At 37.8% G+C, this 16844-nt stretch carries 14 protein-coding genes; all 14 read right to left on the reverse strand.

Annotated elements, in window-relative coordinates; translation table 11 throughout:
* Positions 1-3583, reverse strand: a 3583-nt coding sequence (locus VK90_RS14930; RefSeq protein ID WP_048373902.1) for a PolC-type DNA polymerase III, incomplete at its 3' end; no start/stop codon positions are given.
* Positions 3584-3707: 124 nt separating this feature from the next.
* Complete coding sequence (locus VK90_RS14935) at positions 3708-5408, reverse strand: proline--tRNA ligase (protein WP_002173088.1); 1701 nt, start codon at positions 5406-5408, stop codon at positions 3708-3710.
* 109 nt (positions 5409-5517) lie between these two features.
* Positions 5518-6774: an RIP metalloprotease RseP gene (gene rseP, locus VK90_RS14940; protein WP_002173089.1), complete on the reverse strand. Its 1257-nt coding sequence runs from the start codon at positions 6772-6774 to the stop codon at positions 5518-5520.
* 17 nt (positions 6775-6791) lie between these two features.
* Positions 6792-7934: a 1-deoxy-D-xylulose-5-phosphate reductoisomerase gene (gene dxr / locus VK90_RS14945; RefSeq protein ID WP_002173090.1), complete on the reverse strand. Its 1143-nt coding sequence runs from the start codon at positions 7932-7934 to the stop codon at positions 6792-6794.
* 23 nt (positions 7935-7957) lie between these two features.
* The gene (gene cdsA / locus VK90_RS14950; RefSeq protein WP_002173091.1) at positions 7958-8749 is read right to left on the reverse strand and encodes a phosphatidate cytidylyltransferase; all 792 of its coding nucleotides are present in this window, start codon (positions 8747-8749) and stop codon (positions 7958-7960) included.
* 17 nt (positions 8750-8766) lie between these two features.
* A complete protein-coding gene (gene uppS, locus VK90_RS14955) occupies positions 8767-9543 on the reverse strand; it encodes an isoprenyl transferase (RefSeq protein WP_002173092.1) in 777 nt (258 codons plus the stop codon).
* A gap of 85 nt (positions 9544-9628) precedes the next feature.
* Positions 9629-10186 carry a ribosome recycling factor gene (gene frr, locus VK90_RS14960; protein ID WP_000531505.1) on the reverse strand — a complete coding sequence of 186 codons (558 nt, stop codon included), beginning with the start codon at positions 10184-10186 and terminating at the stop codon, positions 9629-9631.
* A 2-nt stretch (positions 10187-10188) separates the two neighbouring features.
* A complete protein-coding gene (gene pyrH, locus VK90_RS14965; RefSeq protein ID WP_002173093.1) occupies positions 10189-10911 on the reverse strand; it encodes a UMP kinase in 723 nt (240 codons plus the stop codon).
* Positions 10912-10977: 66 nt separating this feature from the next.
* Complete coding sequence (gene tsf / locus VK90_RS14970; RefSeq protein ID WP_001018579.1) at positions 10978-11865, reverse strand: translation elongation factor Ts; 888 nt, start codon at positions 11863-11865, stop codon at positions 10978-10980.
* 103 nt (positions 11866-11968) lie between these two features.
* Positions 11969-12670 carry a 30S ribosomal protein S2 gene (gene rpsB, locus VK90_RS14975; RefSeq protein WP_000111485.1) on the reverse strand — a complete coding sequence of 234 codons (702 nt, stop codon included), beginning with the start codon at positions 12668-12670 and terminating at the stop codon, positions 11969-11971.
* 351 nt (positions 12671-13021) lie between these two features.
* Complete coding sequence (gene codY, locus VK90_RS14980) at positions 13022-13801, reverse strand: GTP-sensing pleiotropic transcriptional regulator CodY (RefSeq protein WP_000421290.1); 780 nt, start codon at positions 13799-13801, stop codon at positions 13022-13024.
* A 77-nt stretch (positions 13802-13878) separates the two neighbouring features.
* On the reverse strand, positions 13879-15270 hold the full coding sequence (hslU, locus tag VK90_RS14985) for an ATP-dependent protease ATPase subunit HslU (RefSeq protein WP_048373910.1): 1392 nt from the start codon (positions 15268-15270) through the stop codon (positions 13879-13881).
* 22 nt (positions 15271-15292) lie between these two features.
* Positions 15293-15835, reverse strand: a complete 543-nt coding sequence (gene hslV / locus VK90_RS14990) for an ATP-dependent protease proteolytic subunit HslV (protein ID WP_002173095.1) — start codon at positions 15833-15835, stop codon at positions 15293-15295.
* Between the two features lie 42 nt (positions 15836-15877).
* Positions 15878-16777 carry a tyrosine recombinase XerC gene (gene xerC / locus VK90_RS14995; RefSeq protein ID WP_082147959.1) on the reverse strand — a complete coding sequence of 300 codons (900 nt, stop codon included), beginning with the start codon at positions 16775-16777 and terminating at the stop codon, positions 15878-15880.
* Positions 16778-16844 lie beyond the last annotated feature (67 nt).

The following is a 16844-nucleotide window of genomic DNA, read 5'->3' on the forward strand; positions in this document are numbered from 1 at the left end:
GTGTACACGTACCGTTATAAATTAATTCGTTCGCATTACCTAGCCATACATCTGTACCATGGGACAGTCCAGAAATTTGGACAAGCTCTGAAAACGTCGTTGGTTTCGTTTCTTCTAACATTTGTCTTACGAATTTCGTACCAAACTCTGGTATACCAAGTGTACCTGTTTTACAGTTAATTTGTTCTTCCGTTACTCCTAAAGATTCTGGACCTGAGAAAATCTTCATTACTTCCGGATCATCCGTTGGAATTGTTTTCGGATCAATACCACTTAAATCTTGAAGCATACGAATAACGGTCGGATCATCGTGTCCTAATATATCAAGCTTCAATAAATTATCATGAATGGAATGGAAGTCAAAGTGCGTTGTTCTCCACTCAGCCCCTATTGAATCAGCGGGAAACTGAATTGGCGAAAAGTCGAAAATATCCATGTAATCTGGCACAACGATAATACCACCTGGATGCTGTCCGGTTGTACGCTTTACTCCCGTACATCCCGCTACTAAGCGATCGATCTCTGCATTTCGAATTGTTAAGTTATGATCATTAGCATAACCTTTTACATACCCATAAGCGGTTTTTTCTGCAACCGTACCAATTGTTCCAGCACGGTATACATAATCCTCACCGAACAGTACTTTCGTATAGTTATGAGCACGCGGTTGGTATTCTCCGGAGAAGTTCAAATCGATATCGGGCACCTTATCTCCTTTAAATCCAAGGAACGTTTCGAACGGAATATCATGTCCATCTTTCACGTATGAAACATTACATGTTGGACATTCTTTATCTGGCAAGTCAAAACCAGAACCTACAGAACCGTCATTAAAGAACTCTGATTGTTTACACTTTGGACATACATAGTGCGGTGGTAATGGGTTTACTTCTGTAATTTCCATCATCGTTGCAACAAATGATGATCCTACCGATCCACGCGAACCTACTAGATAGCCGTCTACTAACGACTTTTTCACAAGTTTATGCGAAATTAAATAAATAACGGCGAATCCATGCCCAATAATACTTTTCAATTCTTTTTCCAGACGGGCCTCTACAATTTCCGGTAATTCTTCACCATAAATACTACGCGCCATTTTATAACTCATTTCACGTGTTTCATCATCGGCACCTTCAATTTTCGGTGTGTATAAATCATCTTTTACTGGATGAACATCACCAATTAATGATGCAATCTTTTGTGTATTTGTTACAACAATTTCTTTCGCTGTATCTTCACCTAAGAATGAAAAACAATCTAGCATTTCATCTGTTGTACGGAAATGTACAGGCGGTAATGAATGGCGATTTAACGGATTTGCTCCGCCCTGTGAACTTACTAAAATTTTACGATACATCGCATCTTCTGGATCTAAATAATGCACATTCCCCGTAGCAACAACTGGTTTATCTAACGTCTCACCTAGTTTTACTAAGTTAGAAATAATTGTTTTTAATTGTCCTTCATCTCGGACAAGCTCACGTTCTACTAAATGACGTAACACTTCTGGAGGCATAACCTCAATATAGTCGTAGAACTGTGCAATTTCTTCTACCTCTTCAGGTGCTTTTTGCATCATCGCTTCAAACACTTCACCTTTATCACAAGCCGTGCCTACTAATATACCTTCGCGATATTTTTTTAATAATGATCGTGGTACACGTGGTACACGGTAAAAGTAATTCAGATGAGAATAGGAAACAAGTTTATATAAATTTTTCAATCCAACGTCTGATGTGGCAAGTAATGTCATATGACTTGGACGCCCACGTTTATATGCATCCCCTTGCCCCATACTATCGTTTAGTTGATCGTGATATTCAAATCCCTTTTCAATCACATCTTTTAACATTTTCACAAGTAAATATCCCGTTGCTTCTGTATCATAAATCGCACGGTGATGTTGCGTTAATTCGATATCAAGCTTTTTACACATCGTATTTAACCGATGATTTTTCATTTCCGGGAATAAGAACCGTGCAAGTTCTAACGTATCAATAACTGGATTTTTCGTTTTTTCTAGCCCGGCCTTTTTAAAGCCGACATTAATGAATCCCATATCGAAGCTTGCGTTATGAGCAACAAGTGTATGGTCACCCATCCATTCCTCGAACTTCTTAAACACTTCGGCCACTTCTGGTGCATCAGTTAACATATCATCAGTAATACCTGTTAATTCAATAATCGTCGCCGATAATGGTTGATGAGGATTTGCGAAAGATTCAAAGCGATCAATAATTTCGCCACCTTTTACCTTTACAGCAGCTAACTCAATGACTGTGTCATATACAGCAGATAATCCTGTTGTCTCAACGTCAAAGACAACATATGTTTCTTCTGCAAGTAGACGATGTGCTTCGTTATAAGCGATCGGTACACCATCATTAACTAAATTTGCTTCTACACCGTATATAACTTTAACTCCAGCCTTTTTACCAGCAGAATATGCTTCTGGGAATGACTGCGCAACAGCATGGTCTGTAACTGCAATAGCCTCATGCCCCCATTTACCTGCTTGAGCAACAAGCCTAGAAACAGGAGTAACAGCATCCATTTGGCTCATTGGAGTATGAAGGTGAAGCTCTACACGTTTTTCGCCTTCTGGCGCTTTATCTTTACGAGACGGCCCTGTTATTTCATTAATATCATTTGCAATCATTACTAAATCTCGAACGAATGTATCATTTTGAACAGAACCACGTGCTTTCACCCACATTCCTTTTTTCAAGGATTGTAGCATTGGAATATCTTCTTTATCACGAGAGAACATTTTGATCATAATAGAATCCGTATAATCTGTTATTTTTAAGGTTAATAACGTACGGCCACTACGAAGCTCTTTTGTTTCTACATGGAAGACATACCCTTGAACCGTTTTTCTTCTTTCTTCATCTTGAATTTCTCGCATCGGTGTAATCTCTTCATCTGGCTTAATAAGATACCCGAGTACAATCGGTCCTTCATGCACAACACTGCTTTCTTCAGCCTGCTTCTTCGCCATTTCTTCCATAGCTTGTATAACACGCTGACGGTCTTCTTGCTGAGTTTGCTCACGAAACTTTTGCATCTCTTCTGCATTTTGCTTTATATGTGTGTCTAACTGAAAACGTGGGAATCCAAAAGCTTCGTATTGATCACCTACTGGTTTCGCAACGTTTTTCTTTAAGGCTGTAGATTCCAGTTCATTATTCACATTTAATAGTAACTTCACGCCATTGACCTGCGGAAGTTGCTTCTTTAAGTATGCGAACATAGGTGAAAATGTAATTCGTTCCGTACAAAGCGGCCAATACGCTTTAACTTCTTCTTCTGTAAATTGTTTATTCTCTGTTTCTAATGCAAATGTTGTTCTTGCAATATGAGAAAATGATTGCTTAAGCTTTGTTTCTAGCAATTCATATAATTCTGTCGGCAAAATACGTGGCACTTGTAAGTCAAAATGCCAGCTTTTATTCGCTTTATCAATAACTAGCTTTTCAATACCACCGCCATGTAAATATTGATTTATAAGGTCTTCTGGTATTTGCAACTGCTGGAGCAAAATTTGAAATCGCTCTTGTTGTTCATTTGTTAATGACATAAGCACTCTCCTTCCACTTGCTATTATAAATTGAAACGTACTACAAAGAAAGATTTCTACCTTCTTCTTTTACAAAATACGTTTACAAAGAAAGAGAAGGTACCTCATTACGAGGTACCTCTTCTTATTTTAAAATATTTGCAATATATGTTTGAAGTTCTTCTACTTTCACTTCTTCAGACTCGCCTGTAGCACGTACTTTCACTTCTACAATACCTTCATCTGCTTTTTTACCAACTGTAACGCGAACTGGAAGGCCGAATAAATCTGCATCTGCAAATTTAACACCTGCACGTTCTGCACGATCATCTAGTAATACTTCGTATCCTTGCTCTTGTAATGAGTTGTAGATGTTTTCACCCATTTCACGTTGTGCATCAGATTTCATATTTACTGGAATTACATGCACATGGAACGGTGCAACAGCTTTTGGCCAAACTAGACCGTTCTCATCATTAAACTGCTCTGCAATTGCTGCCACTGTACGAGATACACCAATACCGTAACAACCCATAATAAGTGGTTTTGTTTTTCCGTTTTCATCTAGGAATGTTGCGTTCATCGCTTCACTATAACGAGTTCCTAATTTGAATACATGACCAACTTCAATGCCACGTGCGAAAAGAATTGTTCCGTTTCCATCTGGAGATTGATCTCCTTCTTGGATGAAACGTAAATCTGTATATTGACTTACTTTAAAGTCACGTTCTGGATTTACATTTACATAATGGAACCCTTCTTCGTTCGCTCCTGAACATCCGTTTACAATTGATGCTACAGCATGGTCAGCAATAATTTCTACATCGCCTGTCACACCAATCGGTCCTAATGAACCAACTTCACAATTTAATAATTCTTTTACTTCTTCATGAGAAGCAAGTTCAACAACTGAAGCGCCGTATACATTTTTCACTTTTACATCGTTTACTTCATGATCACCACGAACAAGTACAACTACTAATTTCTCGTCTACTTTAAATACCATAGACTTAATGCACTTTTCCGCTTCAATGTTTAAGAATGCAGATACTTCTTCAATTGCTTTTTGATCTGGTGTTGCTACTTTTTCAAGTGCCTTTTCTGCTTCGTCACTCTTCGTATACGTAGCTACAACAGGAGCCATTTCAATGTTCGCTGCATAATTAGATGTATCAGAGTATGCAATTGTATCTTCACCAACATCTGATAATACCATAAATTCATGTGTATCTTTTCCGCCCATTGCTCCAGAATCAGCAATAACCGCACGGAAATTCAAACCACAACGAGCAAAGATATTAGAATACGCTTCGTATAAACGGCTATATACTTCATCTAAACTTTCTTGTGTTGCATGGAAAGAATATGCATCTTTCATTAAAAATTCTCTTCCGCGTAATAAACCGAAACGTGGTCTTTGCTCATCACGGAACTTTGTTTGAATTTGATATAGTGTTAACGGTAATTTTTTATATGATTTTACTTCATCACGTACAAGATCAGTAATTACTTCTTCATGTGTCGCCCCTAATGCAAATTCACGAGCGTTACGATCTTTCATACGCATTAATTCAGATCCGTAAGAATACCAACGGCCTGATTCTTGCCATAATTCTGCAGCTTGCATAGCTGGCATTAATAATTCTACAGCTCCTGCGCGCTCCATTTCTTCACGAACAATACGTTCTACTTTGTGTAATACTTTTAGACCAAATGGTAGAAAACTATAAATACCTGAAGCATTTTGACGCATAAACCCTGCGCGAAGTAATAATTGATGACTCTTAATTTCAGCATCGGCTGGAACTTCACGTAATGTAGGACTGAATACCATACTTTGTTTCATTGATTCGCACCTCTTCATTTTACTCTTACACGCAGTAAAACCCCTCACCTCGAGTTAGGTGAGGGATTTTATTCTACGAGCTTTATTTCATTATAAACTTCATCTTATTTTACAAGAAAAACTTACGGATGTCATTCCATGTTACAACTAACATAAGCAACATTAATAATGCAAAACCAATAAAGTGAACCATTCCTTCTTTTTGACGATCAATCGGTTTGCCTCTTAACGCTTCAATTAAGAAGAAGAACAAACGTCCACCGTCTAAAGCTGGGACTGGTAATAAATTAAATAAACCAAGGTTAATACTTAAAACTGCTGCTAAACTTAGTACACGCGTAAATCCATACTCTACAACTTGATCTGTTAGATTATAAATTCCTACTGGACCTGACAACTCATTAATAGAAAATTGACCCGTTACTAATTTCACAAGAGAATCAAAAATTAGTTTCGTCCATTGGTACGTTTGCTCAAATCCTGATTTAATAGAACCCATCACTGTTTTCTCTACAGGAGAGTAAACACCAATTCTACCAACTTCTTCTTTTCCTTCTTTATCAACCGTTGGTGTTACTTTTACATTAAATTGCTCACTATCACGCTTTACTTGTAACGTAATTTCTTTATTTGGGTTTTCACGAACAATTGATACAACATCTTTCCATGTACTAGTGTTCTTCCCATTAATCGCTTGAATTGTATCATTTTCTTTTAATCCAGCTTGTTCTGCAGCACTATTCTCCATTACTTTTCCGACCATCGGTTTGTCAACAGGAACTCCTTGTACAAATCCAAGAATCACAAAAATAACAAATGCTAGAATAAAGTTCATTGCAGGACCTGCAAAAATTGTTAGAGCACGTTGGCCCAACTTTTTAGAGCCAAATTGTCTATTATACGGAGCGATTTGGATTTCTTCTCCCGCAGAAATGATACGAGCTTTTTCATTCACTCGGAATGTTTGCTGCTCTTCCTCGTACTCTTCATATCCCGAAATTGTAAGATTGTGTTCTAAATCAGCTTGTTCGACTTCAATGACACGAACATTTGGATATTTTTCATGTCCGTCAAAAACTAATTTCACAACTTCGTCTTTTTCATTTAATACAAGGCCAACCTTTTTCCCGGGCTTTAACTCAACTGTATCCGCATCCTCGCCAGCCATTCTTACATAGCCACCAAGGGGCAGTAATCGAATCGTATACACCGTTTCATTCTTCTCAAATGAGAATATTTTCGGACCAAAACCAATCGCAAACTCGCGGCACAAAATACCTGCTCTTTTTGCGAAATATAGATGCCCTAGCTCATGGAAAAATACGAGTGCACCGAAAATTAATATAAAGGCAATCGCTGTATTCAATTCCATAACCACCTTTGCTAAATTTGTTCCATCACAAACCGTCTTGTGGCTGCATCAATTTCCTGAATTTCCTCTAAGCTCGGACGCGCAATGACATTGTGATGGTGCATTGCTTTTTCAATGAGGTCTTCAACCGTTAAGAAACCAATTCTCTTTTGTAAAAAAGCTTCAACAGCTACTTCATTTGCCGCATTCATTACAGCTGGCATACTTCCACCTGTTTTTCCAGCTTCATACGCGAAACGTAGACAACGGAAACGTTCTTGATTCATTTTCTCAAAATGCAATGTTCCCATTTCCCATAAATTTAACTGTTTCGTGTCTGAAAGAGGTAATCTATCGGGATATGTAAGCGCGTATTGAATTGGTACTCGCATATCAGGTGAGCCAAGCTGCGCCATTACACTACGATCTTCAAATTCAACCATAGAATGAATAATACTTTCTTTATGTAGAACAACATCGATTTGCTCATAAGGGATACCAAAAAGCCAGTGTGCTTCAATTACTTCTAGCCCCTTATTCATCATTGTAGCAGAATCAATTGTAATTTTCGAACCCATTGACCAGTTTGGATGACGAAGCGCATCTTCTACGGTCACATGATGCAATTCATCTCTCGTTTTATCACGAAAACTTCCGCCTGAAGCAGTGATAATTAGTCGAGAGATCCTTTTTTCATTTTCACCATTCAAGCATTGAAAAATAGCTGAATGTTCACTATCTACCGGAAGTAACGACACGTTATGTTTTCGTGCTGCTTCCATTACAAGATGCCCTGCAGTTACTAAAGTTTCTTTGTTTGCAATTCCAATTGTTTTTTTTGCCTCAATTGCGCGGAGTGTCGGTAACAACCCTACGCTACCTACTACAGCATTCACTACAATTTCTGTATCTGGGTGTAACGCTACTTCTAATAAGCCTTCGCTACCATATACGACTTTTGTATTACCAGAAACAGCTTGTAATTTTAAAACATCTTCCTCTCTTTGCACAGAGACAATTTGCGGAGAAAATTCTTGAATTACCTTTACTGCGTAGTCAACATTTTTCCCTACAGAAAAAGCAACGAGACGGAATTGGTCTGGGTGCGAGCGTAACACATCTAATGTTTGTGTACCGATTGATCCGCTTGCACCTAATAAACTAATGTTTTTCATGACTCCAACCCCTCGTTCATTTATTAATTATATTGTAATAAGAAGTATAGAATTGGTAACACAAATAACCAACTATCTGTTCGATCTAATATACCACCATGCCCAGGTAAAATTGTACCTGAATCCTTTACACCATAATGGCGTTTAAATGCAGATTGCACTAAATCACCAATTTGTCCAAAAATAGAAATGATAATCGTCAGAACGATTAAAACTCCTATATTCGCTTCAACTGGGAAGAACATGTTGTAAACAAGTGCAACAACAATTCCACAAACAATACCGCCTAATGAACCTTCAATCGTTTTATTCGGACTAATTTCTGGCCACAATTTTCTTTTTCCAAATGCTTTTCCTATGAAATATGCACCTGAATCAGTTGCCCAAATGACAAATAGTGCACAGAACACATATTTGATTCCCAATATTCTCGTTTCATTTAAATATAAGAATCCCATTCCAACATATGTCGTTGCCATAAGTAAAAATGAAGCATTGTCAAAAGTAAATGTATTCTTAGAAAGGACTGTATATGATAAAAGTAATAAAACAATCACAAATGTGATTTCTAATTTACCTAATCCAATCCATGTAAACAGCTCTGATGCACTACTTGGAATTAAAATAACCCACAATAATACTGCAGCTAAAACTGTCGGTACCGAAATAAGCGTAAGCTTGTTCATACGAATTAATTCATATAAACCTATAGAAGCAAGTGCATACACTAAAACTGTAAAAGGCACACCACCGTAAATTACGATGGGAATGAATAGCGCGGCAGCAATCACTCCAGTAATAATTCTCTGTTTCACTACCAAACCCTCTCTTTCTACACGCCTCCGAATCTGCGCCCTCTATGCTGAAAGTCTGTAATCGCATTTAGCAAATGTTCCTCGGTAAAATCTGGCCAATACACATCTGTAAACCAAAATTCTGAATAAGCAATTTGCCATAACATGAAATTACTAATACGTAGTTCTCCGCTTGTACGGATTAACAACTCTGGATCAGGTAAAGAACTCGTCATTAAGTAAGAAGAAATTATTTCTTCATTTATTTCTTCAGTACGAATTTTTCCTTCCTCACTATCTTTCATCATATGTTGCACAGCAGAAACGATTTCATCTCGACTTCCATAGTTTAACGCGAAATTAAGAATTAATCCCGTATTCTCTTTCGTATCTTCCATGGCTTTTTCCATCGCTCTGCGCGTATGCGTAGGGAGACGATCTTTTTGCCCTATTACTCGGACTTGTACGTTTTCTTCAATCAATTCTGGTAAAAATGTACCTAGAAATTCTTCTGGAAGTTTCATCAAATAATCAACTTCCTTTTTCGGTCTTTTCCAGTTCTCAGTCGAAAAAGCATAAAGAGTTAATACTTTCACACCAAGTTTACTTGCAAATTTTGTAATTTTCTTCACAACTTGCATGCCTTCATGATGTCCAGCAATGCGAGGCATCGCTCTTCTCTTCGCCCATCTTCCATTACCATCCATAATAATAGCAATATGTTCTGGGATATATCCTTTTTTCACTTCTTCAATGAGATGATCAAACGATGTGACCTTTTTAGCTTTAAAAAAAGGAAACTTTTTAAACATCATTCATACCCTCCAACAAGCAGACGTATGCCTAAAAGTGTAAAAAGACCCCCTTAAGAAGAGGGTCATATTTGCGAAGTTATCGCTATTACACTTCCATGATTTCTTTTTCTTTGTTTTTTGCGATTTCGTCAACTTTTGCAATATATTTATCTGTTTCTTTTTGGATATCTTCAGTATATCCTCTTAAATCGTCTTCTGTAATTTCGCCAGCTTTTTCAAGCTTCTTAAGATCGTCATTACCATCACGACGTACGTTACGAACAGCAACTTTTGCTTCTTCAGCATATTTTTTCACAACTTTTACAAGATCACGACGACGCTCTTCTGTTAATGCAGGGAATGCAATACGAATTACAGTTCCATCATTAGAAGGGTTTAAGCCTAAATCTGCTTTTAAAATTGCTTTTTCAATATCACCGATAGAAGTTTTATCATAAGGTTGAATTACAAGTAAACGCGCTTCTGGAACTGTAATGTTCGCTAATTGCACAACTGGTGTTGGTGCACCATAGTAATCAACTTGTACCTTATCTAATACAGACGAGCTTGCACGACCAGCGCGAACTGTTGCTAATTCACGAGAATAAGCAGCAACTGCTTTTTCCATTTTTTCATTTGAAGACTTCAATACTTGTTGTCCCATATTTATTTCCCCCTTACAACTGTTCCAATATTTTCGCCTAAAACGGCACGTTTAATATTACCTTTTTCCATAACCGAGAATACAATTAATGGAATATCATTATCCATACATAAAGAAGAAGCTGTAGAATCCATTACACCTAAACCTTCTTTTAATACATCTAAGTAAGTAAGTGTTTCGTATTTCGTAGCTGTTGGGTCAATAGATGGATCTGCACTATATACGCCATCTACATTGTTTTTCGCCATTAAAATAACGTCCGCTTCGATTTCCGCTGCACGTAATGCTGCTGTTGTATCTGTAGAGAAGTATGGGTTACCAGTACCTGCTGCAAAGATAACAACACGTTTTTTCTCTAAGTGACGGATTGCTTTACGACGAATGTAAGGCTCTGCCACTTGACGCATCTCAATTGAAGTTTGTACGCGAGTTTGAATTCCAATGTTCTCCAAGCTATCTTGAAGAGCTAATGAATTCATAACTGTTGCTAACATGCCCATGTAATCTGCTCCTGCACGATCCATGCCCATTTCACTTCCAATTTTCCCACGCCAAATGTTACCGCCACCAACAACAACAGCAACCTCTACATCAAGTTCTGCAATTTCTTTCACTTGTTCCGCAACTGACTTAATAACAGCCGGGTTAATTCCAAATCCTTGCTCGCCAGCTAAAGCTTCTCCGCTCAGCTTTAAAACGACACGATTATATTTCGGTGTACTCATAATGAACCTCCAATTGCTTACATCTTTATTTTAAAAAAGGGAACACAATGTGTTCCCTAATCTGTATTAGTTGTTACCTTTTACTTGGTTCATTACTTCTTCAGCAAAGTTGTCTTCGCGTTTTTCGATACCTTCACCAACAGCGTAGCGAACGAATCCTTTTAATGTTCCGCCTTTAGACTCAACGAATTGACGAACTTTCATATCAGGGTTTTTAACGAATGCTTGGTCAAGTAAGCAAATCTCTTCAAAGAATTTGCCAAGACGGCCTTCTACCATTTTTGCAACGATTTTTTCAGGCTTGCCTTCGTTTAAAGCTTGTTGTGTTAATACTTGACGCTCATGCTCAACTTCTTCAGCTGTTACAGCATCGCGGTCGATGTATTTAGGGTTAACTGCTGCAATGTGCATTGCTACATCTTTAGCAGCTGCTTCGTCAGTAGAACCTTCAAGAACTGTTAATACACCAATGCGTCCACCCATGTGTAGGTAAGCACCGAATGCATCTGCATCAGTTTTTGATACGATTTCGAAACGACGAAGTGTAAGTTTTTCACCAATTTTAGCGATTGCTTCATTGATGTGCTCTTCTACTGTTTTGCCACCTTCAATTGTTTGAGCCATAGCTTCTTCAACGTTAGCTGGTTTGTTAGCTAATAAGTGAGCAGCTAATTCTTTAATTAAAGCTTGGAAACCTTCGTTTTTCGCAACGAAATCAGTTTCAGAGTTTAATTCTAAGATTAAACCGTCGTTACCGTTTGTTTCGATGAAAGTTAAACCTTCAGCAGCGATGCGGTCTGCTTTTTTAGCAGCTTTCGCAATACCTTTTTCACGTAAGAAGTCAATTGCTTTCTCCATGTCGCCGTTAGTTTCTGTTAAAGCTTTTTTGCAGTCCATCATACCTGCGCCAGTTTTTTCACGAAGTTCTTTTACCATTTGTGCAGTGATTGCCATATTTTTCATCCTCCTAAAATATGTATTTATACCTTTTATAAAGGTGTTTATACCTTAAAAAAGGTGATAAAAGGCCGAACCCCTTATCACCTTTCCAAATTTGTTACGCAGTAACAGTTTCTTCACCTTGTTTTGCTTCAAGGATCGCGTCTGCCATTTTAGATGTAAGAAGTTTTACAGCACGAATTGCATCATCGTTTGCTGGGATAACGTGATCGATTTCGTCTGGATCACAGTTTGTATCAACGATACCGATGATTGGAATGTGTAATTTGCGTGCTTCAGCAACTGCAATACGCTCTTTACGAGGGTCTACTACGAATAATGCACTTGGAAGACCTTTCATATCTTTAATACCGCCTAAGAATTTCTCAAGACGCTCTAACTCTTTTTTAAGTTGAACAACTTCTTTCTTAGGAAGTACTTCGAAAGTACCATCTTCTTGCATTCTTTCGATGTCTTTAAGACGCTTGATACGCTTTTGGATTGTTTGGAAGTTTGTTAAAGTTCCACCTAACCAACGTTGGTTAACGAAGTACATACCAGCACGAGTTGCTTCTTCTTTAATAGCTTCTTGTGCTTGTTTTTTAGTACCTACGAATAAAATGTCTCCACCTTCAGCAGCGATGTCACGCATCGTTCTGTAAGCTTCCTCAACTTTTTTCACAGTTTTTTGTAAGTCGATGATGTAGATACCGTTACGCTCTGTGAAAATGTAACGCTTCATTTTTGGGTTCCAACGACGAGTTTGATGTCCGAAATGAACACCAGCTTCAAGCAATTGCTTCATAGAAATTACTGACATAATTTAGTTCCTCCTAAATGGTTTTTGATATCCTCCGTTTACTTCATCTCTAAGCGAAACTACGAACGTAGCACCAACACTTAAATCAGTAAACGTGTGTACTTTGTACTGACACCACTGCTTACTATATCATACTGAAATATTACAATCAAGTCGAAAATGCGAACAATGTAAAACTTTCTTTTTTTCACGCTCAAATTCTAGTATTACCAACCTTCAATTCCTTTAAGCAAGGAATTGAAGGTTAATTAATAGTTTTCTAATGAACGTTGTCATGACGCCTTACGTAAGCAAAATCATTCTCTTAAAAAACAAAAAACTCTCCTCAACCGAGGAGAGTTTTTTTATAAATTAGTTTGTTTTTAATTTAGCAAGTTCCTGTAGAAACTTGTCGTTTAGCACTTTAATGTATGTTCCTTTCATACCTAAAGAGCGAGACTCAATAACACCAGCACTTTCTAATTTACGTAGTGCATTTACGATTACAGAACGAGTAATTCCTACGCGATCAGCAATTTTACTTGCAACAAGTAAACCTTCTGTTCCATTTAATTCTTCGAAGATATGCTCGATTGCTTCTAACTCACTGTAAGATAATGAGCTAATCGCCATTTGAACAACAGCTTTACTACGTGCTTCCTCTTCGATTTCTTCTGCTTTTTCACGTAAGATTTCCATACCTACAACAGTTGAGCTGTATTCAGCAAGAATCAAATCATCGTCTAAGAACTCTTGACCCAGACGAGCTAAGACTAGTGTACCTAGGCGCTCACCGCCACCAACGATTGGTACGATTGTAGTTAAACCTTGACCGAATAATTCTCTATTTTCTACTGGGAATGCTGTGTAAGCACTGTTCACATCTAAGTTAGAAGATGTTTCTGTAATGTTGAATAAGCTTTGTGTGTACTCTTCTGGGAATTGACGCTCTGCAAGCATTTGCTTCATGCGTTCGTTCTCGATTTGTTGGTGAATCGCATATCCTAATAATTTACCGCGACGACTTACAACGAACACGTTCGCTTCAATTACTTCACACATTGTGTCAGACATCTCTCTAAAGTTTACAGGCTTTCCTGCTGCGCTCTGTAATAACGCATTTAATTTTCTCGTTTTTGCTAATAATTCCATTTCAAAAGTTCCTCCTACATGTTACTTACATATTTTTTCATCACTTGGAAACTAGGGCGAGTCACCTGATGACACTATTACAAAATAAACTGGCTCACATCTTTATTTTTAGCAATTGTCGCTAATTTTTCCTCAACATATTGAGGTGTTATCGTTATTTTCTCTAACGTAATTTCAGATGCTTCAAACGATAAATCTTCAAGGAGCTTCTCCATAATAGTATGGAGTCTTCTCGCTCCAATATTATCTGTATCCTGATTAACTTGATAAGCAATCTCAGCAATCTTACGAATAGCTTCGTCTGAAAATTCAATTTCTATACCTTCAGTCGCTAATAATGCCATATATTGTTTAATTAACGCATTGTCAGGTTCGATTAATATTTTAACAAAATCATCTACTGATAATTTTGTTAACTCTACTCGAATCGGAAATCTCCCTTGCAATTCCGGAATTAAATCCGACGGTTTAGACATATGGAACGCTCCAGCTGCAACAAATAAAATATAATCCGTTTTTACTGATCCGTATTTTGTTGCAACATTCGATCCTTCTACAATCGGTAAAATGTCACGTTGCACACCTTCACGCGATACATCTACGCTATTCGACTGCTTACCAGCAATTTTGTCAATTTCATCGATAAAAATAATCCCGAGCTGTTCAGCACGATAAACAGCCTCTTGTGTAACTTCATCCATATCAATTAAGCGCTGTGCCTCTTCATTTGTCAAGAGTTTTCTTGCTTCTTTTACAGAAAGTTTACGTTTTTTCGTTTTTTTCGGCATGATACTTCCTAGTGCATCTTGGAAATTCATTCCCATTTGCTCCATGCCAGTTCCTTGCAACATATCAAACATAGAAGACTGTTGTTCCGTCACTTCGATCGATACCACTTCATCTTCAAGAAGGCCTGCCGCAAGCTTTCTTTCCACATCTTGACGTTTCTTTTCGATTTCAACATCTTCCTGTGCATCAGATGTTTGGTTTGAATTTTGGCTACCACCAAAAAGCATTTCTAATGGATTTTTAAATCCAGATTGTTTCTCCGGACTCGGCACTAAAATTTCAACAAGACGTTGATTCGCTTGCTCTTCCGCTTTATCTTGAACTTTAACTACCATTTCCTCTTTCACGATACGAACGGATGTTTCAACAAGATCGCGGACCATCGACTCTACATCTCGACCCACATATCCAACTTCTGTAAATTTCGTCGCTTCAACCTTAATAAAAGGTGCTCCAACGAGTTTCGCCATTCGCCGTGCTACCTCTGTTTTACCAACACCTGTCGGTCCAATCATTAAAATGTTTTTAGGTGCAATTTCATCACGTAAATTTTCAGCTAATTTACTGCGACGGTATCGATTTCGTAGAGCTACAGCAACCGCTTTCTTTGCATCTTTTTGACCGATGATGTATTGATCTAATTTTTCCACAATTTGACGCGGAGTAAAATGTAAATGCATATAAAATGCCTCCCTTACGATTCTACAATTCTTCAACAATTATGTTGTGATTCGTATAAACACAAATATCGCCTGCAATTTCTAAACTGGCATTCGCAATTTGTTTCGCTGTTAAATGTTCACTTGCATGTTGCTTTAAAGCACGACCAGCAGCAAGTGCATAATGTCCACCTGAACCAATTGCTAAAATACCATCATCTGGTTCAATTACTTCTCCTGTACCTGAAACAAGGAGCATCGTTGTTTTATCCATTACAATGAGCATTGCTTCTAGCTGACGTAACATTTTATCACCACGCCATTGTTTCGCCATCTCAACTGCAGCGCGCTGCAAGTTGCCATTATACTCTTCTAATTTTCCTTCAAACATTTCAAAAAGAGTAAATGCATCAGCAACTGAGCCTGCAAAACCAGCTAAAACTTTCCCTTGGAAAAGTTTGCGAACTTTGCGAGCTGTATGTTTCATTACAACAGCATTCCCCATCGTTACCTGACCATCTCCAGCCATTGCACATTCTCCATTATGATGAACTGCAAATATCGTTGTAGCGTGGAAATTTCCCATAGAAAAAACTCCTTTATATGTTTTTATAGCTTTAAAAGCAATTTATGCCCGCGGGTGATGCTTCATGTACACAGAACGCAATCTTTCTTTAGAGACATGCGTATAAATTTGTGTCGTCGACAAATTCTCATGACCTAATAGCTCCTGCACAGTACGTAAATCCGCTCCTTCATCCAACATATGTGTAGCAAATGTATGCCTTAACATATGGGGATTTATCCGCATTGTAAGTGAAGCCTTCTTAATGAGTTCGTTCAAAACATAACGTACACCCTGATCTGTTAACGGCTTACCTTTCGCATTTAAAAATACCATATGAGATTGTTCTTCAGTCTTTTGAGCTAACTGTTTTCTCCCGTTCTCTATATAAGTAATTAAAGCATCTTGTGCATAGCTTCCGAACGGAATATATCTTTGTTTTTTCCCTTTTCCCATCACTAAAATTGTTCCCACTGCAAAGTCAATGTCGGTAAGTTGCAAATTAACGCATTCGCTTACACGAATCCCAGTTGCATACATCAACTCTAATAAAGCTTGATTCCTTTGACCTAATGGCGTCTCTGTATCAGAAACTTCAAACAATTCCTCTAACTCTTCAGCATATAAAAACTTTGGGATTGACAATTCTTTCTTGGGGAGTGACGCAAGTGCAAACGGATTATCTTTTTGATAACCTTCACGCATCAAAAAACGATATAAACTTCTTAAGCTTGATACTTTCCTTGCGACAGATTTACGGGCTAACTTTTCATCGTGCAACGTCGTCAAGTATAAACGAACATCCGCGTATGTAACATCTAAAAAAGAGGATATGCCTTCTCGCTCCATAAATTGCACAAAATGTTCTAAATCATTTTGATAACTTGCAATTGTATATTTTGAATAATTTCTTTCAATTTGTAAATATCCAACGAATAATTGTAACAATTTCTTCACATTCACATCCATATAACTCACCTCAATAAAGGCTACTAAATCGTATCACAACTTAGTAGCCTTTGCAAGAAAT

It is taken from the genome of Bacillus sp. LK2 (assembly GCF_001043575.1).
In the GTDB taxonomy this organism is placed as follows: Bacteria; Bacillota; Bacilli; order Bacillales; family Bacillaceae_G; genus Bacillus_A; species Bacillus_A paramycoides.

What these genes read in the sequence shown, in the direction of transcription:
- dxr (WP_002173090.1), bottom strand. Translation starts at nt 7,934, where the DNA reads ATGAAAAACATTAGTTTATTAGGTGCAAGCGGATCAATCGGTACACAA.
- uppS (WP_002173092.1), bottom strand. Translation starts at nt 9,543, where the DNA reads ATGATGTTTAAAAAGTTTCCTTTTTTTAAAGCTAAAAAGGTCACATCG.
- hslV (WP_002173095.1), bottom strand. Translation starts at nt 15,835, where the DNA reads ATGGGAAATTTCCACGCTACAACGATATTTGCAGTTCATCATAATGGA.
- VK90_RS14935 (WP_002173088.1), bottom strand. Translation starts at nt 5,408, where the DNA reads ATGAAACAAAGTATGGTATTCAGTCCTACATTACGTGAAGTTCCAGCC.
- pyrH (WP_002173093.1), bottom strand. Translation starts at nt 10,911, where the DNA reads ATGAGTACACCGAAATATAATCGTGTCGTTTTAAAGCTGAGCGGAGAA.
- rpsB (WP_000111485.1), bottom strand. Translation starts at nt 12,670, where the DNA reads ATGTCAGTAATTTCTATGAAGCAATTGCTTGAAGCTGGTGTTCATTTC.
- tsf (WP_001018579.1), bottom strand. Translation starts at nt 11,865, where the DNA reads ATGGCAATCACTGCACAAATGGTAAAAGAACTTCGTGAAAAAACTGGC.
- frr (WP_000531505.1), bottom strand. Translation starts at nt 10,186, where the DNA reads ATGGGACAACAAGTATTGAAGTCTTCAAATGAAAAAATGGAAAAAGCA.
- codY (WP_000421290.1), bottom strand. Translation starts at nt 13,801, where the DNA reads ATGGAATTATTAGCAAAAACGAGAAAATTAAATGCGTTATTACAGAGC.
- hslU (WP_048373910.1), bottom strand. Translation starts at nt 15,270, where the DNA reads ATGCATTTACATTTTACTCCGCGTCAAATTGTGGAAAAATTAGATCAA.